Below are 22,034 nucleotides of genomic sequence, written 5' to 3'. Positions count from 1 at the left end.
ATTTACAAAAATCTAGGCCGCGTATCATATCCAATTTACATAAAACTTCACCAGCGCTGCGGCAAGATCGGGTCGCGAGGCCTGTTCCAGACACCACGCCTGGGCGTGTTCGAGCAGTTCCGGCTGCTGTTCACGGCTGGCTTTCCAATGTTCGGCCATGTCCTGGCCGGCATTCCAGGCCCGCCACAGACCACTGGTCGCTTTTTGCGCGGCAGGCGAAAGCCCCTGATTGTAGAGGGTGAGAAACGCCTCGAGCTTTTCCAGGTGGACGTCCTCTTCCTGCTGGTAGATATGCCACAGCAGCGGCCGGCCGGCCCATTGGGCGCGCACGAAGGAGTCTTCGCCGCGCACGGCATTGAAATCACAGCACCACAACAAATGGTCGTACTGGTCCTGGCGGACGAACGGCAGCACCTGCACCGTCAGCGCGCCGCGTCGATGCAGCGCACCGGCCTTCAGGCCTTGGACACCGAGCCAACGCTCGACATCGCCCAACACCCGCCCTTCGGGAACCAGCACATGGAACGCCTGGGCATCGGTTGCCATTGCGTCAAACCAGCTCGCCAAACCTGCGTTTTCATAGGCAAACAGCGAGACCAGGCAAGTCTCCGGCGCCCGCTCGACGCCCAATCCCTGGAGGAAAATACGTTGAGCCTCGGCATCCTGCTGGAATTGCCGACGACGCTCCAGCAAACCGGCCTCACGCAGCAAGCCACCGGTTCCCTCCCGAAAGCCTGGAAAAAAGAAGTATTTCTGCACGTGCTTGTATTTGACCGACGGCAAGCCGTGGCAACCGATCACCCAGTCCTCGGCGCTCAGATAATCGAGGTTCATCCACAAGGGCGCGGTCGGGCGCTCGGCCATCGCCTCCATGTAGGCACTCGGCAACTGGCAGGCAAAAGCGGCGATCACCACCTCGGCGGCCTCGGTAGCCGGCCAGTCCGCAGGCCAGTGGCGCACCTGTACGCCCTGCTGCCATTGCTCGGACAGGGTGATATCGATTTCCGGACACAGCCGCTCGAAGGCGCGTAGATCGTCAACCCAGAGCCGCACCGCACATTGGTGCTCGGCCACCAATTGCCGAGCCAGGCGCCAAGTGACACCGATGTCGCCATAGTTATCGACGACGGTGCAAAAAATATCCCAGCGCACAGCCATTCTCGACTCCCTGTGACAAAGGCCTGATTGTCCCGAATAAACCGATCGCGCAGAAGAGCCGACGGCGATTAATCTTCATGCGACAATCACCGCCTGCCCATGCCCCTGCCAGGAAGCAGCCATGCCCGATCACTCTCCAGCCCCACGTCTCAGCGCTTTGAAATTGACTGTTAGTATTGCCTTGGGCCTATGGTTGGGGTTTCTCGCCATCGTCCTGACCGGCTGGCTGCTGTCAAAGTTCCTGTTCGACGAACAACTGGCGCCCGTGGCCGCCGCCGTCCATCAATTGGCGCAACCGCCGGCGCTGCAGCCGGCCCCGGAACCGCCCGCCCCCATGTTCGAGCAGTACCAGCAGAACCTGCAAAGGAACGAGCAGCGCCAGGCGCTCGATCAGGCCAGGAGCAATCCGCGCAACCTGTCCAACCCCAAGTGTCAGTTCTGGTTGCAGCAGGACCAGAATGCTCCCAGTGAAAAAAGCCGCGCCAATGTCCTGCAATTCTGCGAATGATATGAACAAACAGACCGTCCACCAGTTGATCCTCGACAAGCTCAAGATTGATCTGGACATCGCCGAACGCGCTGCGCAAACCGCCTACGAAACCGCGACCCACGAAGAAAACATCGCCGAGAACAAATACGACACCCTGGGCCTCGAGGCGTCCTACCTCGCCGCCGGACAAGCCAGGCGCGTGGAAGAAATCCGCCAGGCCCTAACCCTCTGCCAGAACCTGGCGTTGAGGCCCTATGACGAGGAGCGCGGCATTCAGGTCGGCACGTTGATCGGCCTGGAAGATGAGGACGGTCGCCAGCAATGGCTCTTCCTGGGGCCCGATGCGGCAGGCTTGAAGGTTTCGCTGGTGGGCCAGCCGATCACCGTCATCACCCCTCGCTCACCGCTGGGCCGAGGCCTGCTGGGAAAGACCGAAGGAGATGAAGTGGAGATCGTCGTCGCGGGCGCCCGGCAACAGTTCGCTGTCACCGAGGCGATCTAGAAGGGCCTTAGTGCACCGGCAGCTCGACACCGTCGAACAACTCTTCGAGTTCCTGCTTGTTGTGGCACTGGATGGCCTTGGCCATGACTTCACGGGTCAGGTGCGGCGCGAATTTCTCGATGAAATCGCACATGAAACCCCGCAGGAACGTGCCACGACGGAAACCGATCTTGGTCACGCTGGATTCGAACAACTCGCTGGCGTCCAGTACTACCAGGTCACTGTCGAGCTTGGTATCGACGGCCATCTTCGCGACGATGCCCACGCCCAGGCCCAGGCGAACGTAAGTCTTGATCACGTCGGCGTCGGCGGCGGTGAACACCACTTTTGGCGTCAGGCCACGGTGGCTGAAGGCTTCGTCGAGTTTGGAACGACCGGTGAAACCGAATACATAGGTCACGATCGGGTATTCGGCCAGGGCTTCGAGGGTGAGCTTCGGCAGCTTGGTCAACGGATGGCCCTGGGGCACGACCACGCAGCGGTTCCAGCGGTAGCACGGCATCATCACCAGGTCACCGAACAACTCCAGGGCCTCGGTGGCAATGGCGAAATCCACCGTGCCGTCGGCCGCCATCTCGGCGATCTGCATCGGCGACCCCTGGTGCATGTGCAGCGCCACGTCGGGGTATTGCTTGATGAAATTGCTGATCACCGGCGGCAGCGCATAACGAGCCTGGGTGTGGGTGGTGGCGATCGAGAGGGTGCCTTTTTTCTCGTTGGAGAATTCCTGGGCGATCTGCTTGATGCTCTCGACCTTGCGCAGGATCTCGCCTGCCGTGGTGATGATGCGCTCACCCGCCGGGGTCACGCGGGTCAAGTGCTTGCCGCTGCGGGCGAAGACTTCGACGCCCAGTTCATCTTCCAACAGGCGGATCTGCTTGCTGATGCCGGGTTGCGACGTGTAGAGGCTTTGGGCAGTAGCGGAAACGTTGAGGTCGTGGTGCGCCACTTCCCAGATGTAGCGCAGTTGTTGAAGCTTCATATGTATCCCTCAAAGCAGTTGGACGCCACGGGCATCAGCGACGGTATATAACTATATGGAAGGTCACGACAATAAATCTAGAACTTTTTATAAAACGCCATCATTTAGCCTCAGGCCTCGCCCTGGCGTCGGCGCTGCACCAGGGGGACCAGGTAGACCGGCACCCGGGATAACTGCAATACCCGCGCAGCGGTCCTGCCCAAGGGGGTTTCACCGCTCGCTCCTTGGCAATGACTGCCCACGATCAACAAATCCACGGAGAGTTTCGCAGCCTGCTCCAGGATGACCTGGGAAGGATCGCCCTGGTACACCCTGACCGATTTGATCAGTTTCAAGTCCTGTTGCCCGTCCCCCAACTCCTCGCGGAAATTGTCGAGCACCCGCTGTTCGATATTGGCCATCACCGTACTCAGACCTTGGCGATGGAATTCGTTCAGCGCGTGCTCGTCGAGATAGCTTTGCAACACCGATTCGGCGAACAGCCCCATCGGTTCTACCGCATGCACCACATACAACTCGGCTTCAAACGTCCGTGCCAGCGCCAAGGCATGCTGCATCACATAAGGGGCGTAGAGACCCAGGTCTGTGGCGTACAGCATCGAACGAATCATGTGACCTCCTCGAGTGCCAGAATGGCGGAGATTGATTCAGCTTAGCAGCGCCTTGGAGACTGCGACGTGCGGCCTGACGTCCCGGCCCCGAGGTCGTCAGGGCTTTATTTCGTTACTGATGCCATGGGGCACGTGACCGGTGGCGACCACCTCCCGAGCCAGTTCGCAATGGCCTGTCTGGTCATCGAAAAACACATCGGCGGCGAAGGCCTCCAGAAAGGCCGATTTGGTCAGGCCGCCGAGAAACAACGACTCATCCAGACGGATGTCCCATTCACGCAACGTCCGGATGACCCGCTCGTGGGCCGGTGCCGAACGGGCCGTCACCAGCGCCGTGCGGATGGGGCAGGCGTCCTCGGGAAACTCGCGTTGCAGCGCATTGAGTGCCGCCAGGAAGCCCTTGAACGGCCCGCCCCGCAGTGGCTCGCGGGCGGCCTGTCGCTCGCTGGCCTGGAATGCTTCCAGACCACCGGTCTGATAGACACGCTCCGACTCATCGGAAAACAGCACGGCATCGCCGTCGAAGGCTATGCGCAATTCCCCGCTGGCGGCGCGACTGGCCCCACCCGACAGGATGGTCGCCGCGGCAAAGCCGGCGTCCAGGGCGCTGCGCACGTCTTCAGCGTGAGTGGACAGAAACAGATCGCAGCCGAAAGCCTTGAGGTACGGGTAAGGGCTACGGCCGCCGACGAAGGCCGCGCGTGAAATCGCCAGCCCATAGTGATGAATCGAGTTGAACACCCGAAGGCCGGTGTCGGCACTGTTGCGCGAGACCAGGATCACCTCGACCCGGGCACGCCCCAGGTGCTCGTTGAGGTCCAGCAGTTTCTGCACGAGGGCGAACGCGTCGCCAGGAGCCAGGACTTCGTCTTCATGCTCGATCTGATATTGCCGATAGGCCTCGACGCCACTCGCCAGGTACACCTTGTGGCTTTCCCTCAGGTCGAACAGCGCCCGCGACGAAATCGCCAGCACCAATTTGTCGTCGATGTTGTTTGCCATGCCGCTCCCCCTTTCGCCCGCTCAGCGGTTGTTCCGATCCATGAAGGCCAACGCCTGATACAAGGCTTCGATTTTCGGCAGCTCACACCCTGCCGCTTTCGCCGCCGCCAATGGCCGGCCATAGATCGCGTCCAGTTCCAGCGCACGCTTGTGGGAATAATCGTGGTACATGCTCGGCCAATAGTCGGGCATCTTCTCGGTCATCGCGAACAGGTACTCGGCATAACCCGGCGCGATCTGATGCCCGCAGGCTTGGGCACCGCGAACCACCTCCCCCATCAGTGCCTGGATCAATTCGCGGCTATGGTCGTTGGCCATCAACGGCGTGGTACTGGCGCCCAGCAGAACCGAAAGGCCGTTGTACGGCACATTCCACACCAGTTTCTGCCAGCGGGCCTGTTGCAGGCCAGGCATGGCCTGGGCCTCGATACCGGCGCTGCGGAACATCGTCGTCGCTTCTTCGACGATCGCCATGCGTTGCGCCTGATCGACACAAGGGCCGCTGTGATAACCGACGTTGACCGCGCCAAGTGCCTGGTGGGCGACGACGCCAGGGCCGACGCGATGCACGCAGATCAGGCACAGGCCACCCAGCAGGTGCAACGAATCGGGCAGCAACGGCCGAAGATCGTCCTCGACATCGAGGCCGTTCTGCAGCAGCAGGACTTTGGCCCCATCAGCGGCCGCCTGGGCAATGGCCGGGGCCAGGTCGGCATTGCTGGTGGTCTTGGCGCCGACCAGTAGCCAGTCGCAGGGCGGCATGTCGGCTGCCGAGGGATAGGCCTGGACCGGGTGGAGGGCCAGCGCACCGTGGACCGCGCTGTCGATCCGCAAACCGGCTTCGGCCACGGCGGCAAATTCGCTGCGCAACAGGAAGTGCACGTCAAAACCGGCACGCGCCAGCATCACCCCGTAGAACCCGCCAATCGCCCCGGTGCCGATCATTCCGATCCGTGGTTTAGCGCCTGCCTGCATCGTCGCAACTCCCCTGGTAAAAAGCCTGTGCACATCATTACACAGGACCAGCTCCCCGTGGCGACGGCACTTTCCGGCGCAGGGCCGATTGGCGCCCGGCGCAATTAAACCGGGCCCAGCCCATTGTCGAGCAGCCTCGTAACGCGATAAGGTTCGGCTCCCCGACGCGCTTAAAATCCGCTGTGCACCGCCGCGCGGGGATCGCTGGCGGCCGGCACCCGTGACCTGACGAGTAACACGATGGCTGATTTACCGATCAATGACCTTAACGTCGCCTCCAACGAGACCCTCATCACGCCTGACCAGCTCAAGCGCGATATCCCCCTGAGCGACGCTGCCCTGCGCACCGTGACCAAGGGCCGGGAAGTCATTCGCAACATCCTGGACGGCACCGACCATCGCCTGTTCGTGGTCATCGGCCCCTGCTCGATCCACGACATCAAGGCCGCCCACGAATACGCCGAGCGCCTGAAGGTGCTGGCCGCGGAAGTGTCCGACACCTTGTACCTGGTCATGCGCGTGTATTTCGAGAAGCCTCGAACCACCGTCGGCTGGAAAGGCCTGATCAACGACCCGTACCTGGATGACTCCTTCAAGATCCAGGACGGCCTGCACATCGGTCGCCAATTGCTGCTGGACCTGGCGGAAATGGGCCTGCCCACCGCCACCGAAGCCCTCGACCCGATCTCGCCGCAGTACCTGCAGGACTTGATCAGCTGGTCGGCCATCGGCGCGCGCACCACCGAATCCCAGACCCACCGCGAAATGGCCTCCGGCCTGTCGTCGGCGGTAGGCTTCAAGAACGGCACCGACGGTGGCCTCACCGTGGCGATCAACGCCTTGCAATCGGTTTCCAGCCCGCATCGTTTCCTGGGCATCAACCAGGAAGGTGGCGTGTCGATCGTCACCACCAAGGGCAACGCCTACGGTCACGTGGTGCTGCGCGGTGGCAACGGCAAGCCGAACTACGATTCGGTCAGCGTTGCCCTGTGCGAGCAGGCACTGAACAAAGCCAAGATCAAGCCGAACATCATGGTCGATTGCAGCCACGCCAACTCCAACAAGGACCCGGCGCTGCAACCACTGGTGATGGAGAACGTGGCCAACCAGATCCTGGAAGGCAACCAGTCGATTATCGGCCTGATGGTCGAAAGCCATTTGAACTGGGGCTGCCAGGCTATTCCGAAAGACCTTGCCGACTTGCAATACGGCGTCTCCATCACCGATGCCTGCATCGACTGGAGCGCGACCGAGAACACCCTGCGCAGCATGCATGCCAAGCTCAAGGATGTATTGCCTAAGCGGCAGCGTGGCTAAAGGATCGCAGCCTCGTTGCACTCGACAGCTCCTACACGGCTCCTACGCCGGTATGTAGGAGCTGGCGAAGCCTGCGATCCTTTGCTCCACCAGAAATAAAAAACGCCGGGCTTCTCAGCCCGGCGTTTTTTATTGGGAATCCGTTTTCTCAGAGCTTCGCCGCGTGCCGCTGGTGACGCTCCATGTAGCGCTCCACGTAGGAGCAGGACGGGATCACCGTGTAGCCCATTTCTTCAGCGTACTTCAGCGCCTCTTCGGTCAACTTCGCTGCAATCCCCCTGCCGCGCAGTGCGTTGGGCACGAAGGTACGATAGATGTCCAGGGTCTGCTTGCCCAGGTCCATGTAGGTCAGATAGGCACGATGACCGTCCACATTGGTCTCGAACTGATGACCAGCCTGGTCATGGTGGATGGTAACCGCCTCGCTCATCACTACTCCTCGCGGGTCTGAATGCCGACCCCTACCTTACCGATGTTTTTCCGGCGAAGGAACCTCTACGCCACCCCGTGCCTTCCCGGTCACCGAGCGCCAAAACCGATCCGCCCAAACCCGAGCACGTCGTGAATAGTAGGCACCAATGACGCAAATGCTCAAGGCACGGCTGTCATCGAAGGGGTGAACCTGGTCGGGTTTATCGATTGAGCGCCATCGTCGCGCTGTAGTCGGTCACGGTGCAATAGCTGAACATCGCCAGTTGTTGAGTCTTGAGACGAGCGCGCGTAGTTAAAGTCACCGCCAATACCAATAAAGATGCCCGGAGCGCTGCACAAAAAATGTACAAAAGTGTAGGTGAATCAATAAACAACGACGTTAGCGAGGGCTGCGAGAGTTCACCCAGCCACGGAACTTTCTTTCGTCGACGCGCTCCGGGCAAGGGCTTTGGTCTGTATATTTTTTAAACAACCCCCAGAAAAGTTGCTCGAAAAAGAATCACCGCCTACAATTTTTTTGCTTCTTGCGCTACGTCAGTTTACTTACTACAAGTAATGGGTAGTATGTACGCCGGCTAACTCCTCAGTCTGGGGAGACAGTCACTAATAGAAAGTCCTTGAAGGGGAAACCGATGAACAACGTTCTGAAATTCTCTGCTCTGGCCCTGGCCGCAGTTCTGGCTACCGGTTGCAGCAGCGCATCGAAAGAAACCGAAGCACGTCTGACCGCTACCGAAGACGCAGCAGCTCGCTCCCAGGCTCGTGCAGACGAAGCTTACCGTAAAGCTGATGAAGCTCTGGCTGCTGCTCAAAAAGCACAACAGACTGCTGACGAAGCTAACGAGCGTGCTCTGCGCATGCTGGAAAAAGCTAGCCGCAAGTAATAGTCCTTCGGGATTGTTATCGAGCCGACCCATTCTTGGGTCGGCTTTTTTTTTGGCTTCAAGAGCTATTGACTGGTGTTTTACCAGGCGATAAAAAACCCGCCGACATCGCGAAACGTCGGCGGGTTGCTTTCGGGTTTTTACTGCTGCAGGTCGATCGGCGCGCTCGAAACCATCGGTGCCGAGGTATTTGGAACTGCGATTTCCACTGGCAGGCCATCTTCGGCCGCTACCACGTCCCGTACCACGTCCCAGTTCATGCGCAGGTTGCTGGTGATGTCTTCGCGCTTGAGCATCGCGTTGATGACGGCGGTGTGCTTGTCCACCACCGACGGGTTGCCCTTGTCGTCCAACGGTGTATGCGCTTCCAGGTACACCTTGCCGCCGCTCAAGCCCAGCTTGTAGGGGTCGTTGATGATCCGCACCGACGTACCCACCGGCACCATGCCGGCCATCTCCAGTACGTTGTTGTTGAACATCCGGAAGCAACCGTGACTGGTCCGCATGCCGATGCCGAACTTCTTGTTCGAACCGTGGATCAGGTAGCCCGGGGTGCCCAGGGTGAACTTGAAAGGACCCAGCGGGTTATCAGGGCCGGCAGGCACGACATTCGGCAACGGGTCGCCGTCGGCGGCGTGTTCGGCCTTGATCGACGCGGGTGGAGTCCAGGTCGGGTTCGGGGTCTTGGCGATGATACTGGTGTGGGCGATTGGCGAGCCCCAGCCCTCACGGCCAATCCCCAGCGGGAAGGTATAGACCACGTTCCGCCCCTTGGGGAAATAGTAGAGACGGTACTCGGCCAGGTTGATCACGATGCCCTCGCGCGGGCCCGGCGGCAGGATGAAGCGAGTGGGCAACACGATCTCGGTACCAGTGCCCGGCAACCAGGGATCAACCCCCGGGTTGGCAGCGACCATCTCGCTGTAGCCCAGGTCATAGGCGGTGCCCAGGTCGGCGAAGGTGTCTTCGTATTTGGCCTTGATGACCTGCACCTGGCCGATGATGTCTTCACCCGGCGGTGGCAGGGGCAGCTCCAGGGCGGCAACGGGGCCCGCCATACACAGGGCGGCAAGAGACAGGCAGCGGGCGACGGCAGGCAAGCGCGGCAACATCCGGGAAATCCTTCGCAGATCGAACTGGGGTATGAAAACGGCGATTGTACACTGCCACCTGTTATTTCGGGGAGAGCGCTACAGGGGCGTCCGATGCGCAGCATGTCCGGGAACTGGAATGAAGTCCTGTGGGAGCGAGCTTGCTCGCGATAGCGGCACGTCTGCTTGCATTAATATTGAATGTGCCGCCGCCATCGCGAGCAAGCTCGCTCCCACACTGGAACAGGGGGATTAAAGTTCGAACCGCAGCTCCGGCCAGATCGGCGAGGTGCCGCGCTTCTGGGATTCAAGGATCGCCCGGCACAGCGAGCACAGGCGATGATCCTGGAAAATCTTGCGGTCCACGCTCGACCAGCGCGGCTGGGCCGGCAGCAGGCTGCCGCAGAGGGTCCGGTCGGCCGAGCCACCGAGTTCCAACTGCCGGGTCACCAGGTGCACCCGTACTTCCTGGCAGGCGAACAGGTCCAACTGCTCGTCAGGCTCGATCAGTTGGTAGGCAAACAGGGACCAGGCGGGACGCGGCATCGGGGGCTCCAAATCGGGGGCGCCACATTAGCCGAAAGCCCGCCGGTAGAAAAGCGTCAAAGCAGCGGTTTCAGCGTCGGCCAGACATTTTCCAGCAACTTGCCCTGGGCCGCGACGGACGGGTGCAATCCGTCACTCTGCATCATGGTCGGGATGCCACCGACATCCTTGAGGAAAAACGGCACCAGCGGGACGTTCTTCTCCTCGGCCAGGGTGCTGTAGACCCGAGCGAAGGCATCGGTGTAGCGCCGTCCGTAGTTGGGCGGCAATTGCATACCCAGCAAAAGTACCTTCGCACCGCTGGCGCGGGCGCTGTCGATCATCGCTGCAAGGTTTTGTTGCAATTGTGTTGGCGGTTGTCCACGCAAGCCATCGTTGCCGCCCAGTTCCAGGATCACCAGGTCCGGTTTATGGGCTGCAAGCAGCGCCGGCAGCCGCGCCTGGCCTCCGGCGCTGGTGTCGCCGCTGATGGAGGCATTGACCACTTTATCGTCAAAACCCTCGGCCTTGAGCCGTTGTTCGAGCAACGACACCCACCCCTGCCGGGTATCCAGGCCGAAAGCCGCGCTGATACTATCGCCAACGATCAGGACTGTACCCGCCGCTGCGTTCTGGACCATGCACATCAAGGCCAGGCCGGCACTCAAAAACCACACACGCATCGGATTCTCCATGGGCTCAAGCATTCTCACCGCGACGGACCTTAGCAAAGTGGTCGCCAGCGCGGAAGGTGAACTGACCATCCTGCATGAACTCAGCCTGGAACTGAACAAGGGCGACAGCCTGGCCATCGTCGGCGCGTCCGGTTCCGGCAAATCCACCCTCCTGGGCCTGCTGGCCGGCCTCGACCTGCCCAGCAGCGGCGAGGTCACGCTCGCCGGGCAGGCCCTCAGCGCGCTGGATGAAGACCAGCGGGCGCGGATCCGCGCCGAGCATGTCGGTTTCGTCTTCCAGTCATTCCAGTTGCTCGACAGCCTCAATGCACTGGAAAACGTCATGTTGCCGCTGGAGCTGGACGGCCGCAAGGATGCCCGCGAACGCGCCACGCAACTGTTGCAGCGCGTCGGCCTGGGCCAGCGCCTGACCCATTCGCCGCGCCAGCTCTCCGGTGGCGAACAGCAACGAGTGGCGATTGCCCGCGCCTTTGCCGCCGAGCCCGACGTGCTGTTTGCCGACGAACCCACCGGCAACCTCGACAGCCACACTGGCGAGCGCATCAGCGACCTGCTGTTCGAACTGAACAAGGAACGCGGTACGACTTTGGTGCTGGTCACCCATGATGAACGCCTGGCCCATCGCTGCCGGCGCCTGATCCGACTTGAAGCCGGCGAGATGGTCGCCCCCCTGGAGCCTTGATGGCACGTCTGCCGCTGTTGCGCCTGTTCAGCCTCGCTGTCCGTCAATTGCTTCGCGATGCCCGCGCCGGTGAGTTGCGGGTGTTGTTCTTCGCCCTGTTGGTGGCGGTGGCGGCGAGCACCGCCATCGGCTACTTCGGTGCCCGCCTCAACGGCGCGATGATGATGCGCGCTACCGAATTCCTCGGTGCCGACCTGCTGCTCGAAGGCAGCTCGCCGGCCCGCCCGGAGCAGATCCGCAGCGGCACCGAATTGGGCCTGGAACATGCCCGGGTGGTGGAGTTCTCCAGTGTCGTGGCCACCGACAATGGCATCCAGCTGTCCAGCGTCAAGGCGGCCGATGACCGCTACCCATTGCGCGGCGAGCTGAAAAGCACCCCTGCCCCGTTCGCGCCGGAAGAAACCGGCGGACGTCCGAACCCTGGCGAGGCCTGGGTCGAGGCGCGGCTGCTGACGGCACTGGACCTGAAGATCGGCGACAGCATCGACATCGGCAACCAGACCCTGCGCCTGGCCCGGGTGCTGACCTATGAACCGGATCGCGCCGGCAACTTCTACAGCCTCACCCCGCGGGTACTGATCAACCTCAAGGACCTGGAGGCCACCGGCGTGGTGCAACCGGGCAGCCGTGTCAGCTATCGTGACCTGTGGCGCGGCCCGGCACCGGCCCTGCAAACCTACCGCGACCTGGTCAAGCCTGGCCTTGAACCCAACCAGCGCCTGCAGGATGCCCGCGACGGCAACCGCCAGATCGGCGGCGCCCTGGGCAAGGCCGAGCGCTACCTGAACATGGCCAGCCTGGTGGCGGTGCTGCTGTCCGGTGTGGCCGTCGCGCTTTCGGCCAACCGCTTCGCCACCCGACGCTTCGACGCCAGCGCGCTGCTGCGCTGCCTGGGCCTGTCCCGCCGGGAAACCATGGTGCTGTTCAGCCTGCAATTGACGGTGTTGGGCCTGCTCGCCAGCATCAGCGGTGCCCTGCTCGGCTGGGTCGCCCAATTGGGCCTGTTCGCCCTGCTGCATGACCTGCTGCCTACCACCGTTCCGCCCGGCGGCCTGCTGCCGGCGATCGCTGGTATCGGTACCGGGCTGGTGGCGTTGGCAGGGTTCGCCTTGCCGCCACTGGCTGCGCTGGGGCGAGTGCCGCCGCTGCGTGTGCTGCGCCGGGACATGCTGCCAATCCCCTCCAGCTCCTGGGTGATCTACGGTGCCGCACTGGGCGCCCTGGGCCTGATCATGTGGCGCCTGAGCCTGGACCTGGTGCTGACCTTCGCCCTGTTGGGCGGTGGTGTCATTGCCGCGCTGGTCCTCGGCGGCCTCTTGTTGCTGTTGCTCCAGAGCCTGCGTCGCCTGCTGGCCCGCGCCGCCCTGCCCTGGCGGCTGGGCCTCGGCCAATTGCTGCGTCATCCCTTGGCGGCAGCCGGCCAGGCCCTGGCGTTCGGCCTGATCCTGTTGTCGATGGCGTTGATCGCGCTGCTGCGCGGCGAGTTGCTGGACACCTGGCAAAACCAGTTGCCCAAGAATGCGCCGAACTATTTCGCCCTCAACATCCTGCCCAACGACAAGCAAGCCTTCACCGACAAGCTGCTGGAATTGTCCGCGCAATCGGCCCCGCTCTACCCCGTGGTACCCGGGCGCCTGATCAGCATCAATGGCGAACCGGCCACGGAGTTCGTCACCAAGGATTCGGCGGGGGACCGGGCACTGCAACGCGACCTGAGCCTGACCTGGGCCGCGGACCTGCCGGCGGACAACGTCGTCACCGCCGGGACCTGGTGGCCGCAGCAGCCACCGGACGATGTCCCGGGGGTTTCGGTGGAAGGCAAAGTGGCCGAAAACCTCAAGATCAAGCTGGGCGATCGCCTGGTCTTCAGCGTGGGGGGCGTCAACCGTGAGGCGAAGGTCACCAGCCTGCGGCAAATCAACTGGGACAATTTCCAGCCCAACTTCTTCATGATCTTCCAGCCCGGCACATTGAAGGACCTGCCGGCGACCTACCTCACCAGCTTCTACCTGGCGGCGGGTCACGACCAACAGATCGTCGACCTGTCCCGGGCCTTCCCGGCGGTGACGATCCTGCAAGTCGAAGCCCTGCTCGAACAACTGCGCAGCATCCTGGCCCAGGTGACCCTGGCCGTGGAGTACGTGCTGTTGTTCGTGCTGGCAGCGGGGATGGCGGTGCTGTTCTCCGGCCTGCAGGCCACCCTCGACGAGCGGATTCGCCAAGGCGCGTTGTTGCGCGCACTGGGCGCCGAACGGCCCCTGCTGGTCAAGGCCCGACGCATCGAATTCGGCCTGTTGGGGGCGGTCAGCGGCCTGCTGGCGGCCCTGGGCTCGGAGCTGGTGAGCCTGGTGCTTTACCGGTACGCCTTCGACCTGCCCTGGCACCCGCATCCATGGCTGTTGGTATTACCGCTGTTGGGGGCCTTGTTGATTGGCGCGGCCGGGGTGTTTGGCACCCGTCGGGCGCTCAACGCCAGCCCGCTGACAGTATTGCGCGAGGGTTGATAGACTCCCGGCTTCGCTATCACAAGAAGTTGCCATGAGCCGTTATCGCCCACCCCGCACCGCCGGCACTGCGCTGATCACCCCCGAGGGTGAAGCGCGGATGCGCGCCGAATTCCATGAGCTGTGGCATGTGCGCCGTCCCCAGGTGACCCAGGCAGTCAGCGAGGCTGCGGCCCAGGGCGATCGCTCGGAAAATGCCGAATACACCTACGGCAAGAAAATGCTGCGGGAAATCGACAGTCGCGTGCGCTTCCTCACCAAGCGCCTCGAGGCGCTCAAAGTGGTCAGTGAAAAACCCAGCGATCCAAACAAGGTTTATTTCGGCGCCTGGGTCACGGTCGAAGATGAGGACGGCAAGGAATCACGCTATCGCATTGTTGGTCCGGACGAGCTGGATCTGAAACAGAACCTGATCAGCATTGACTCGCCGTTGGCCCGGGCACTGATCGGCAAGGCCTTGGACGCGGAGGTCAGCGTCCAGACACCCACAGGCGAGAAACGGGTTTATATCGTCGACATCGCGTATCCGTGACTCTCAACTCAGCGGCGCGTGATCAAGCCCTGCCGTGCGACACGGGTCAATTGCCGGATCATTTCAGGAGCATCTTCTGCGCTGGGGGATTGGATGACAGCCAGGTCGAAGCTGTCATTGGCAAAACGTGCCAGTGACTCACCGTCTTCGACGAATTGGATCAGGAAAGCAGCAGGCCCGTGGTTGCGACGTGGCCAGCCGTCAAGGTAACGCAAGAGTGTTGGCTGGTGGGTGCCGCCCAGGAGGATTTTCGGGTTGCGCTGCACTAGGTTCGCCGTGATCGGCGCAAGACGTACAAGGGGACTGGGTGCGTTCATCGTGTCGTGTCTCTGCCTCAAAAGTCTGCATGGCAGGTGAGAGGCAACACCGAACCAGCGCTTTAGCGGTATTTCGAAGCCGTGTTTTTCTGGCTTCTATCGGCGACTGGATGAGTCACCTGGCGCCCCGCAAGTAGCTGTTTAAATCGGCGCATGAGCGGCATCCTAGAGAAGCTGACTGGTCAGTGTCAAGAATCACTTCCCATAAAAAAGACCCGTGCAAGACGGTAATGCTGTGTTCTGATTATCTGTTCAGAGGGGCGTGGGTTGGTGTGTATATCCGTTTTTGGCGTAACGACGGCTTATGGTTCCGCTCTTACAGCGGGTCACTTTTGGAAGAGCGCCAAAAGTAACCAAAAACGCTTTGCCCCACCACTCGGCACCTCGCCTAGGCTCGGTGTGCCCTCACTCCGGCATTGCTCCGTGGGCCGCCGCGAAGGGCCATCCATGGCCCAGCGCGGCTACCTCGGCATCCATGCCGAGGTGCCCACTGCGCAATGCCTGCGTTCGGCCATCGTGGTTTAACGGGGCGTCCAGATCAAGATCAAGATCAAGATCAAGATCAAGATCAAGATCAAGATCAAGATCCAAAGCAAGAGCAAGAGCAAGAGCAAGAGCAAGAGCAAGAGCAAGAGCAAGAGCAAGAGCAAGAGCAAGAGCAAGAGCGGGGCATATGCCGGCATTTATGTGGCTGATCCTCCGCTATCGCGAGCAAGCTCGCTCCCACACTGGATCTCCAGTGAACACAAAATTCATGTCCGACACAGAACCACTGTGGGAGCGAGCTTGCTCGCGATGAGGCCTGCACACCCAACATCTTCGCCGACTGAGGCACTGCCTTCGCGAGCAGGCTCGCTCCCACAGGAAAAACGCTTCCCATTTCTGAAGAAGCGCCGTTTTTCCTAAGTGAACAGCATTACGTACAAGACGGGCCTCGAATTCAAATCGAGCAATCAACCCGCAATGGCACGATCGACCGACAGCTTGCCCGCCCCTTCGATCAACACGGCAATACTGCCTCCCAGCAACGCCAGGGCAAACTCATAACCGTTGTTGGCCATGAACAAGCCGTTACCAATGTGCACCGAGAAAATCGCCACCAGCGACACAAACGCCAGGCCCAACGCCGCAGGACGGGCCAGCAGACCGATGATCAACGCCAGGCCGGCAAAAAACTCCGTGCCGCCCGCCAGTGTCGCCATCACATAGCCCGGGGTCAGGCCGATGCTTTCCATCCACTGCGCCGTGCCTGCCAGGCCGTAGCCACCGAACAGACCGAAGAGTTTCTGCGAACCGTGGGCGGCAAAGATGACGCCGACGACGATGCGCAGCACAGTCAAGCCGTAGCCGGCGCGGGTGAACAGAACTTTGTTGATGAACGTGCTCATAAGGTCATTCCTTGGGGTAGTGGGGAGTTGGCCGCTATATTAATCAATAAAATTCATGTTAAAAGCGGAAATAATCCGTGATACCAATCAGTTTATTCGATCATTTACGCAATGCAACCTTTTGCTCCTTCGGTTCCAAGGACTCCCGTTCACGATCAAACGCCAGGTAGTACTTATTCACACTATTAACATAGCTGACGGCGCCCATTCCCACCTGCTCCATGGCGATGCGCTCGACTTGGAAAAACCATTGGTTGGGGTTCAGTCCCCGCCGCCGAGCCTCGGCGCGCATACCTTGGACGCGCTCGGGGCCCATGTTGTAGGCCGCCAGGACGAAGGCCATGCGTTCGCGCTCGTTGAGCTTGGGGCTGGCGAAGAACTTGCGGCGGATGAGGGCCAGGTATTTGGCGCCGGCTTGCACATTGGCGTCCAGGTTCTGGATGTTATCGACCCCGACCCGCTGGGCCGCCGCCGGGGTGATCTGCATCAGGCCGGTGGGGCCTGAGCCGCTGCGGGCGTTGGGTTGCAGGGCGGATTCCTTGAAGGCCAGGGCCGCCAGGTTGAGCCAGTCCATGCCCTGGGCGTCGGCATGTTTTTGCAGCACCGGGCGCAGCTTTTCCAGGCGCTGGCGATTGGCCCTGGCCAACGGATAGTGGACTTGGTACAAACGCCGATAGATACGCAGGAATGCCGCGTCTTGATTAGAGGGCACCTTGTAGGTCACCAGGAATCGATCGATGCTCGCCCGCAGCATGGCGGCGTCACGGCGAACGAACCAGTATTCGTCACCCGGCTTGCCAATCAGCACCTGACGGTCGAAGCGCAGCTTGGGCAGGATCTTGCCCCAGCGCTCGGCGATGGGCTGCTCGACGATGGTCAAATGGAAAATCCCACCCTGAACCATCTCCAGGACATCCTCCACAGCCAGGGAGGGATCGACCCATTCGATCTTCACCGGCGGCAGCTTGAGCAGCGCCAGTTTCTGGTTGATCTGGCTCACGGCGTCCCCCGCCGCACTGCCGTTGGGCAGGGCCAGGGTCTTGCCGGACAGTTGCTCCACGCGCGTGTAGCGCTTCTCTCCCTTGATGCCCACCAGCAGCAAAGGCACGTCGGTACGGATCGGATTGCTGGCACTGACGGCATGGCCGGCCTGGGGCTCAAGCAACTCACCCGGCGCGACGAGGTCGCCCTCCCCACGCTGCAAGGCACCGAGCAATTGGTCCTTGGCCTTGGGGATGATCTTGAGGGTGATTTCCTGGCCATCCAGGGCGTGGCCATTGAGGTATTGCTCGAAAGCGCGCAGCCGGTGGTATTCGACGCCAATGGGTTGGCCCTGGACTTCACCGGAGCTGTTGCGACTCTGATTGACCAGCACCTTCAACACTCGGCTGCTACGGATCTGCGCCAAGTCGCGCACCGTGCCCGGCGCCACCGCCTGCACCGGGCCAGGCAGCCGCGCTTCGGCCGGCATCGGCAACAGCAGCGAACAACACAACAGTAGCAACACCTGGGGACGTGTCATCCACTCTCCGGAAGGAATACCGCCGACCGCCTCCCTTGAAAAACGAGGCTGAGTCGACAGAAACAGAGCGCCTGAGACGCCGAAAAAGTGCGGAAGACTGGCACAGCGATGGTTTTTATACCACCCAATGTGTCTCGCGGCCTTAACAGACAGCCTCAACTCGTTGTAGTTCTTGGTTTTTCTTATAAATCTACAGCTCTGATATGCTTTCCGGCCTTTGGGCCGAGGTAGCACCATGCAACTCATCGATATCGGCGTCAACCTGACCAACCCCAGTTTCGCCGACAAACACCAGGCGGTACTTGAGCGCGCCTATGAATCCGCGGTCTGCCAATTGGTCCTGACCGGCACCAGCCTCGAGGGCAGCGAACAGGCCCTGGAACTGTGCCAACAGCTCGACGACACCGGGCAGCGGCTGTTTTCCACCGCTGGCATTCACCCCCACAGCGCCAGCGAGTGGACCGCCGACAGCGCCCGGCACCTCAAGGACCTGCTGATGCACAGCCGCGTGCGTGCGGTGGGCGAATGCGGGCTGGATTTCAACCGGGACTTCTCTCCTCGGCCCCAGCAGGAAAAAGTCTTGGAGGAGCACCTCGCCCTGGCAGTCCAGTTGCAACTGCCGGTCTTCCTCCATGAGCGCGACGCCGACCAGCGCTTGCTGGACATCCTCCGGGATTTTCGCGATCAGTTGCCGGCGGCCGTGGTGCATTGCTTCACCGGTGAAAAAAAGGCGCTGTTCAGCTACCTCGACCTGGACCTGCACATCGGCATCACGGGCTGGATTTGCGACGAACGCCGGGGCACGCACCTGCACCCATTAGTGCGTGAAATACCCCGCGGTCGGCTGATGCTTGAAAGCGACGCGCCCTACCTGCTGCCCCGCACGCTGCGGCCCAAACCCAAGAACGGGCGCAACGAGCCGGCCTACCTGACGGAAGTCCTGCGCGAAGTGGCCTTGCACAGGGGCGAAACCCAGGAAGACCTGGCCGACCACAGCACCGCCTGCGCCCGGGCATTTTTTGGGTTGCCCACTCTTTCCTGACGTCTACACATCCCTGTGGGAGCGAGCTTGCTCGCGATAGCGGCGGATCAGCTTGCATACAGGCTGACTGACACACCGCTATCGCGAGCAAGCTCGCTCCCACAAGGGTAATTTGTTGCCTGTCGGCCCGCATCAAAACCGCGGAATCCGCATTGCCTGTTGACCCACATCAAAACCCAGCCTCTTGAGCAGCGGCACAATAATGGCACCTTGCCAATGCTGTTTCCGCTATCAGAGAAAACCTTCCATGGGTGCCTGGCTTAGCAATATCTCGTTGAAATACAAATTCTGGGCGGTCAATGCAGTCGCCTTTATCACCACGTTGCTGCTGGTGCTCTACGCCGTGCACCTGGAACAGCAAGCCCGCAACCACGCGGCCCAGGCGAACGCACGGGCCCAGGCACAGGTGCTCGACGCCTGGCCTACTGGACAACCCGTGCCCAAAGCCAACAACCTTTTGGCATTCCAGCGCGGGCAGATCCCGATGTTCAATGAGCAACCGTTGCCTTCGCTGGTGCAGGTCGAGGGCTGGGTCGAATTCGATGCCGGGCCGCTGTTGGGCGACAACCCGCTGCTGGGTGCCCAGGTGATTCGTCGAGGTGACGGCCAGCAACTCGCGGTGTTAGCCCATGGTGCAAGCCTGAGCCAAGTGTTCGGTGAACGCTTCAGCCAATACGCCGTGGCGGTGTTCGTGTTGATGCTGGCGATGTTGGGCGCGTCGCAACTGTTGATCCGCTTTTTGCTCAGCCAGCTCAATACGCTCAAGGATGTGATGCTGCACGTGGAAAAAACCGGCGACTTGTCCGCCCGTGTGCCCTTGGCCTGCAAGGATGAAGTGGGCCAGATGGCGGCGGCATTCAATGCCATGCAAGCCGGTTATCAACGGGTGGTTGATACCGTTGCCAGCACCGCCCGGCAGTTGGACAGTGGTGCGGCGCGCCTGGCGTCGAGCATGAACGAGGTACGCCACGGCATGCTCGGCCAGCAAAGCGAAACCGATCAGGCGGCCACGGCGATCAACGAAATGTCCGCCACGGTTTATCACATCGCCCAGCACGCCGGCGCCACCCGCGACCTGTCGAAAACCGCCGACACCCTGGCCGGCAATGGCCACGAAGTGGTTGGCCGGGTGCAGCAGTCGATCACCGGGTTGTCTTCGGGCGTGCAGCAGACCGCCGAGATGATCCAACGCTTGGCCGAAGACAGCCAGAAGATCAACGGCGTGGTCAATGTGATCCACAGCATCGCCGAACAAACCAATCTGCTGGCCCTGAACGCGGCCATCGAAGCAGCGCGGGCTGGGGAAATGGGCAGGGGGTTTGCCGTGGTGGCCGACGAGGTGCGCAATCTGGCCAAGCGGGTCCAGACGTCCACGGATGAAATCACCACCATGGTCTCGGCCCTGCAAGCCGGAACCCGGGACGCGGTGGACTTCATGCAGGAGAGTTCGCTCAAGGCCGATGACTGCGTACAACAGGCCCGCGAGGCCGGCGATGCGTTGGCGCAGATCACCGCAGCGGTGGCACAGATGCGCGAGAGCAATACCCAGATTGCTGTCGCGGCCGAGCAGCAAAGCCACGTTGCCGAAGAAATGAACCGGGCGGTGGTGAGCATTCGCGACGTGACCGAAAACACCGTGCGCCAGACCGTGGATTCAGCCACCACCAGTGACGAACTGGCAACGTTGGCGGGAGAGTTGAGCAAGGCGATCGGACAGCTGAAACTGTAGAAACTGGCTTGCCTGTGGCTTCTGTGGCGAGGGAGCTTGCTCCCGCTGGGGCGCCCGTAGGAGCTGTCGAGTGCAACGAGGCTGCGATCTTTCCCCAGACACTTGAATCTCAAGCGAAAGATCAAAAGATCAAAAGATCGCAGGCTTCGCCAGCTCCTACAGAGCCCAGCGGGAGCAAGCTCCCTCGCCACAACAGCGGTTCCTTGCCACAAAGCAGCTCCTTGCCACAACAGCAAAACTGTATGGCCACCTATCGCTTCGATAGCCAACCGCCATTCGCCGCACCGCCCGCCCGGACCTATCCTTGGGTTATTCGGTTTCGTTCGAGGAATAGCATCATGGGCAAACGTCACCCCAACCTTCCGGCCTGGCAATGGCGCGCCTACCCCGACAATCATCGCCATCCCACCAACCTGGTGTTGCACCTGATTGCCGTGCCGCTGTTCATCATCGCATTTCTGCTGATTGTGTCGGGGGTATTCAGCTTGAGCCTGGGCGATGTCGCCATCGGTGTCATCGGCCTACTCGCGGCACTGGGTTTGCAGCGCCACGGCCACAGCCTGGAGGCCCAGGCCTCCGAACCGTTCAGCGACCGCAAGGATGCGGTCTCACGCCTGTTGGTGGAGCAGTTCCTGACTTTTCCGCGGTTCTTTCTCGGTGGTGGCTGGTGGCGCGCCTGGCGTGATCGCCACCGTCACAACCGCAAGCCTTAACTGAGGAAAGCGTTAACCAAAGATCGTTACGGCCTGCCGGCTCAGGGCGATCAAGCGGCCATCGGCGCTCCAGAACTTCGCGGCGACATGGCCGTAGCCGTCCTGGGCATGCTCGATCTCAGCCAGGTATTTGCACCAGTCCAGCGTCGTGAGCTCCAGCAACGGCTGGACGAACTCGATGGTCCAGGTGAGCGTACTGCCGGGGGCCATTTGCGAGAGGTGCGGCAGCAACGCCGGCGGCCAGGCGTCCACCAAGGCCAGGATATGGCTTTCGTTAAGCGGCTCCTCCTGCACATCACCGCGCAAGCGCACCCAGCCGCCCATGCTTCGGGATTTATTGCCGCTGAACGGCAAGCCGCCGACGCTCCAACGCATCGCCAGGTGCCGCATGAATTCCGGGGTCATGCCCTTGACGTAAGGCAGTTCCTGGCATTGCTCCACACTTTTGAAATCCGGCGCGGGGTCGGCCTGCACCGCCACCACGGATGAGCGCGAAGCGCCAAAGCTGCCTTGCACCACGGTCACCACCTGGCCGTTCTGCACCGCCCGCCCCAACACTTGGCTCACCGCCTTGCCTTCACGCAACACATCGACTTCAAAACTCACCGGCACGTCGGGCTCGACCGGGCCGACGAAGGTGATCGCCAGCGAACGCACCGGGCGATCCGCCGGTACTCGGGCACGCATCGCCTCATATTGCAGCGCCGCCACCAACCCGCCAAAACTGGCCCGGCCCTGGCCCCATTCTGGCGCGATGGTCACCGCGCCTGGCTGCCGGCGCACGGCATCGATCAACTCGGAAAAGCGCATGACGACCTCGAAAACAGGGGAAAAGGATGAAGGCATCTTAACCAGCCCGGACGGGCGGCACAGGGCTCATTCCGGCCAAAGAGGCTGACAGAAAAGCCGCCGTTTTTGAATTTCCCATAAATCTACTGTGG

The 22,034-nt window shown here is 61.4% G+C and carries 24 protein-coding genes; 11 read left to right on the top strand and 13 right to left on the bottom strand.

The genetic code is table 11. The features are described from left to right. Positions 1–24: 24 nt before the first annotated feature. Positions 25–1,158: an elongation factor P maturation arginine rhamnosyltransferase EarP gene (gene earP, locus ACLH0I_RS09475; RefSeq protein ID WP_411386879.1), complete on the bottom strand. Its 1,134-nt coding sequence runs from the start codon at positions 1,156–1,158 to the stop codon at positions 25–27. 121 nt (positions 1,159–1,279) lie between these two features. On the opposite strand from earP, the gene ACLH0I_RS09470 reads away from it, so the two are divergent. Together ACLH0I_RS09470 and ACLH0I_RS09465 are read left to right on the top strand one after the other, a co-directional pair. Further along, entirely contained in the window at positions 1,280–1,666 is a 387-nt protein-coding gene (locus tag ACLH0I_RS09470; RefSeq protein WP_411386878.1) for a hypothetical protein, read from the top strand. A 1-nt stretch (position 1,667) separates the two neighbouring features. Continuing rightward, positions 1,668–2,150 (top strand): GreA/GreB family elongation factor, encoded by a 483-nt coding sequence (locus ACLH0I_RS09465; protein ID WP_250962367.1) that lies wholly within the window; start codon positions 1,668–1,670, stop codon positions 2,148–2,150. A gap of 7 nt (positions 2,151–2,157) precedes the next feature. On the opposite strand, the gene cysB is transcribed toward ACLH0I_RS09465, so the two are convergent. The 4 genes from cysB to ACLH0I_RS09445 form a co-directional block, all read right to left on the bottom strand. Beyond that, entirely contained in the window at positions 2,158–3,132 is a 975-nt protein-coding gene (gene cysB / locus ACLH0I_RS09460; protein WP_003199376.1) for an HTH-type transcriptional regulator CysB, read from the bottom strand. Between the two features lie 110 nt (positions 3,133–3,242). Further along, a complete protein-coding gene (locus tag ACLH0I_RS09455) occupies positions 3,243–3,743 on the bottom strand; it encodes a universal stress protein (RefSeq protein ID WP_250962368.1) in 501 nt (166 codons plus the stop codon). A gap of 96 nt (positions 3,744–3,839) precedes the next feature. After that, positions 3,840–4,745, bottom strand: coding sequence for a 5'-nucleotidase (locus ACLH0I_RS09450; RefSeq protein ID WP_250962369.1), 906 nt, complete (start codon positions 4,743–4,745; stop codon positions 3,840–3,842). Positions 4,746–4,766: 21 nt separating this feature from the next. Beyond that, on the bottom strand, positions 4,767–5,720 hold the full coding sequence (locus tag ACLH0I_RS09445) for a putative 2-dehydropantoate 2-reductase (RefSeq protein ID WP_250962370.1): 954 nt from the start codon (positions 5,718–5,720) through the stop codon (positions 4,767–4,769). A gap of 240 nt (positions 5,721–5,960) precedes the next feature. On the opposite strand from ACLH0I_RS09445, the gene ACLH0I_RS09440 reads away from it, so the two are divergent. Next, positions 5,961–7,037, top strand: a complete 1,077-nt coding sequence (locus ACLH0I_RS09440) for a 3-deoxy-7-phosphoheptulonate synthase (protein ID WP_003199364.1) — start codon at positions 5,961–5,963, stop codon at positions 7,035–7,037. Positions 7,038–7,185: 148 nt separating this feature from the next. Here the strand turns inward: ACLH0I_RS09440 and ACLH0I_RS09435 are convergent, their stop codons facing one another. After that, entirely contained in the window at positions 7,186–7,467 is a 282-nt protein-coding gene (locus ACLH0I_RS09435; protein ID WP_186705362.1) for a GNAT family N-acetyltransferase, read from the bottom strand. 634 nt (positions 7,468–8,101) lie between these two features. On the opposite strand from ACLH0I_RS09435, the gene oprI reads away from it, so the two are divergent. Continuing rightward, positions 8,102–8,353, top strand: coding sequence for an outer membrane lipoprotei OprI (gene oprI, locus ACLH0I_RS09430; protein WP_003183784.1), 252 nt, complete (start codon positions 8,102–8,104; stop codon positions 8,351–8,353). A 140-nt stretch (positions 8,354–8,493) separates the two neighbouring features. On the opposite strand, the gene ACLH0I_RS09425 is transcribed toward oprI, so the two are convergent. From ACLH0I_RS09425 to ACLH0I_RS09415, 3 genes are all read right to left on the bottom strand, one after another. Continuing rightward, positions 8,494–9,465, bottom strand: a complete 972-nt coding sequence (locus ACLH0I_RS09425) for a L,D-transpeptidase family protein (RefSeq protein WP_186705363.1) — start codon at positions 9,463–9,465, stop codon at positions 8,494–8,496. Between the two features lie 231 nt (positions 9,466–9,696). Beyond that, positions 9,697–9,990, bottom strand: coding sequence for a hypothetical protein (locus ACLH0I_RS09420; protein ID WP_003199347.1), 294 nt, complete (start codon positions 9,988–9,990; stop codon positions 9,697–9,699). A gap of 56 nt (positions 9,991–10,046) precedes the next feature. Next, positions 10,047–10,652, bottom strand: a complete 606-nt coding sequence (locus ACLH0I_RS09415; RefSeq protein ID WP_411386877.1) for an arylesterase — start codon at positions 10,650–10,652, stop codon at positions 10,047–10,049. A 10-nt stretch (positions 10,653–10,662) separates the two neighbouring features. Here ACLH0I_RS09415 and ACLH0I_RS09410 point away from each other — a divergent pair, with 10 nt between their 5' ends. From ACLH0I_RS09410 to greB, 3 genes are read left to right on the top strand one after another with little or no spacing between them, the layout of a single operon-like run. Further along, positions 10,663–11,346 carry an ABC transporter ATP-binding protein gene (locus ACLH0I_RS09410; protein ID WP_060738553.1) on the top strand — a complete coding sequence of 228 codons (684 nt, stop codon included), beginning with the start codon at positions 10,663–10,665 and terminating at the stop codon, positions 11,344–11,346. Then, a complete protein-coding gene (locus ACLH0I_RS09405) occupies positions 11,346–13,850 on the top strand; it encodes an ABC transporter permease (protein ID WP_411386876.1) in 2,505 nt (834 codons plus the stop codon). The genes ACLH0I_RS09410 and ACLH0I_RS09405 overlap by 1 nt, the downstream gene beginning before the upstream one ends. Before the next feature lie 34 nt (positions 13,851–13,884). Next, a complete protein-coding gene (gene greB / locus ACLH0I_RS09400; protein WP_003199337.1) occupies positions 13,885–14,382 on the top strand; it encodes a transcription elongation factor GreB in 498 nt (165 codons plus the stop codon). 8 nt (positions 14,383–14,390) lie between these two features. Here greB and ACLH0I_RS09395 read toward each other — a convergent pair whose 3' ends face one another. Continuing rightward, positions 14,391–14,699, bottom strand: a complete 309-nt coding sequence (locus ACLH0I_RS09395; protein WP_053120460.1) for a hypothetical protein — start codon at positions 14,697–14,699, stop codon at positions 14,391–14,393. Between the two features lie 497 nt (positions 14,700–15,196). Here ACLH0I_RS09395 and ACLH0I_RS09390 point away from each other — a divergent pair, with 497 nt between their 5' ends. Further along, complete coding sequence (locus ACLH0I_RS09390) at positions 15,197–15,394, top strand: hypothetical protein (RefSeq protein WP_411386875.1); 198 nt, start codon at positions 15,197–15,199, stop codon at positions 15,392–15,394. Between the two features lie 258 nt (positions 15,395–15,652). Here ACLH0I_RS09390 and ACLH0I_RS09385 read toward each other — a convergent pair whose 3' ends face one another. Further along, positions 15,653–16,087: a DoxX family protein gene (locus tag ACLH0I_RS09385; protein ID WP_250962377.1), complete on the bottom strand. Its 435-nt coding sequence runs from the start codon at positions 16,085–16,087 to the stop codon at positions 15,653–15,655. 100 nt (positions 16,088–16,187) lie between these two features. Then, positions 16,188–17,609, bottom strand: coding sequence for a transglycosylase SLT domain-containing protein (locus ACLH0I_RS09380; protein ID WP_411386874.1), 1,422 nt, complete (start codon positions 17,607–17,609; stop codon positions 16,188–16,190). Positions 17,610–17,844: 235 nt separating this feature from the next. Here ACLH0I_RS09380 and ACLH0I_RS09375 point away from each other — a divergent pair, with 235 nt between their 5' ends. From ACLH0I_RS09375 to ACLH0I_RS09365, 3 genes are all read left to right on the top strand, one after another. Next, positions 17,845–18,651, top strand: a complete 807-nt coding sequence (locus tag ACLH0I_RS09375) for a TatD family hydrolase (protein ID WP_411386873.1) — start codon at positions 17,845–17,847, stop codon at positions 18,649–18,651. A 247-nt stretch (positions 18,652–18,898) separates the two neighbouring features. Then, entirely contained in the window at positions 18,899–20,380 is a 1,482-nt protein-coding gene (locus ACLH0I_RS09370) for a methyl-accepting chemotaxis protein (RefSeq protein WP_411386872.1), read from the top strand. 338 nt (positions 20,381–20,718) lie between these two features. Continuing rightward, a complete protein-coding gene (locus tag ACLH0I_RS09365; protein ID WP_411386871.1) occupies positions 20,719–21,093 on the top strand; it encodes a terminase in 375 nt (124 codons plus the stop codon). Between the two features lie 12 nt (positions 21,094–21,105). On the opposite strand, the gene ACLH0I_RS09360 is transcribed toward ACLH0I_RS09365, so the two are convergent. Next, a complete protein-coding gene (locus ACLH0I_RS09360; protein ID WP_411386870.1) occupies positions 21,106–21,903 on the bottom strand; it encodes an acyl-CoA thioesterase in 798 nt (265 codons plus the stop codon). Positions 21,904–22,034 lie beyond the last annotated feature (131 nt).

Source organism: Pseudomonas sp. MPB03 (genome assembly GCF_046605385.1).
In the GTDB taxonomy this organism is placed as follows: domain Bacteria; phylum Pseudomonadota; class Gammaproteobacteria; order Pseudomonadales; family Pseudomonadaceae; genus Aquipseudomonas; species Aquipseudomonas zanjanensis.
This window is presented reverse-complemented; position numbering and strand designations above follow the sequence as displayed.

Excerpts from the sequence above, each read along its gene's own strand:
- earP (WP_411386879.1), bottom strand. The coding sequence starts at position 1,158 with ATGGCTGTGCGCTGGGATATTTTTTGCACCGTCGTCGATAACTATGGC.
- ACLH0I_RS09470 (WP_411386878.1), top strand. The coding sequence starts at position 1,280 with ATGCCCGATCACTCTCCAGCCCCACGTCTCAGCGCTTTGAAATTGACT.
- ACLH0I_RS09465 (WP_250962367.1), top strand. The coding sequence starts at position 1,668 with ATGAACAAACAGACCGTCCACCAGTTGATCCTCGACAAGCTCAAGATT.
- cysB (WP_003199376.1), bottom strand. The coding sequence starts at position 3,132 with ATGAAGCTTCAACAACTGCGCTACATCTGGGAAGTGGCGCACCACGAC.
- ACLH0I_RS09455 (WP_250962368.1), bottom strand. The coding sequence starts at position 3,743 with ATGATTCGTTCGATGCTGTACGCCACAGACCTGGGTCTCTACGCCCCT.
- ACLH0I_RS09450 (WP_250962369.1), bottom strand. The coding sequence starts at position 4,745 with ATGGCAAACAACATCGACGACAAATTGGTGCTGGCGATTTCGTCGCGG.
- ACLH0I_RS09445 (WP_250962370.1), bottom strand. The coding sequence starts at position 5,720 with ATGCAGGCAGGCGCTAAACCACGGATCGGAATGATCGGCACCGGGGCG.
- ACLH0I_RS09440 (WP_003199364.1), top strand. The coding sequence starts at position 5,961 with ATGGCTGATTTACCGATCAATGACCTTAACGTCGCCTCCAACGAGACC.
- ACLH0I_RS09435 (WP_186705362.1), bottom strand. The coding sequence starts at position 7,467 with ATGAGCGAGGCGGTTACCATCCACCATGACCAGGCTGGTCATCAGTTC.
- oprI (WP_003183784.1), top strand. The coding sequence starts at position 8,102 with ATGAACAACGTTCTGAAATTCTCTGCTCTGGCCCTGGCCGCAGTTCTG.
- ACLH0I_RS09425 (WP_186705363.1), bottom strand. The coding sequence starts at position 9,465 with ATGTTGCCGCGCTTGCCTGCCGTCGCCCGCTGCCTGTCTCTTGCCGCC.
- ACLH0I_RS09420 (WP_003199347.1), bottom strand. The coding sequence starts at position 9,990 with ATGCCGCGTCCCGCCTGGTCCCTGTTTGCCTACCAACTGATCGAGCCT.
- ACLH0I_RS09415 (WP_411386877.1), bottom strand. The coding sequence starts at position 10,652 with ATGCGTGTGTGGTTTTTGAGTGCCGGCCTGGCCTTGATGTGCATGGTC.
- ACLH0I_RS09410 (WP_060738553.1), top strand. The coding sequence starts at position 10,663 with ATGGGCTCAAGCATTCTCACCGCGACGGACCTTAGCAAAGTGGTCGCC.
- ACLH0I_RS09405 (WP_411386876.1), top strand. The coding sequence starts at position 11,346 with ATGGCACGTCTGCCGCTGTTGCGCCTGTTCAGCCTCGCTGTCCGTCAA.
- greB (WP_003199337.1), top strand. The coding sequence starts at position 13,885 with ATGAGCCGTTATCGCCCACCCCGCACCGCCGGCACTGCGCTGATCACC.
- ACLH0I_RS09395 (WP_053120460.1), bottom strand. The coding sequence starts at position 14,699 with ATGAACGCACCCAGTCCCCTTGTACGTCTTGCGCCGATCACGGCGAAC.
- ACLH0I_RS09390 (WP_411386875.1), top strand. The coding sequence starts at position 15,197 with ATGCCTGCGTTCGGCCATCGTGGTTTAACGGGGCGTCCAGATCAAGAT.
- ACLH0I_RS09385 (WP_250962377.1), bottom strand. The coding sequence starts at position 16,087 with ATGAGCACGTTCATCAACAAAGTTCTGTTCACCCGCGCCGGCTACGGC.
- ACLH0I_RS09380 (WP_411386874.1), bottom strand. The coding sequence starts at position 17,609 with ATGACACGTCCCCAGGTGTTGCTACTGTTGTGTTGTTCGCTGCTGTTG.
- ACLH0I_RS09375 (WP_411386873.1), top strand. The coding sequence starts at position 17,845 with ATGCAACTCATCGATATCGGCGTCAACCTGACCAACCCCAGTTTCGCC.
- ACLH0I_RS09370 (WP_411386872.1), top strand. The coding sequence starts at position 18,899 with ATGGGTGCCTGGCTTAGCAATATCTCGTTGAAATACAAATTCTGGGCG.
- ACLH0I_RS09365 (WP_411386871.1), top strand. The coding sequence starts at position 20,719 with ATGGGCAAACGTCACCCCAACCTTCCGGCCTGGCAATGGCGCGCCTAC.
- ACLH0I_RS09360 (WP_411386870.1), bottom strand. The coding sequence starts at position 21,903 with ATGCGCTTTTCCGAGTTGATCGATGCCGTGCGCCGGCAGCCAGGCGCG.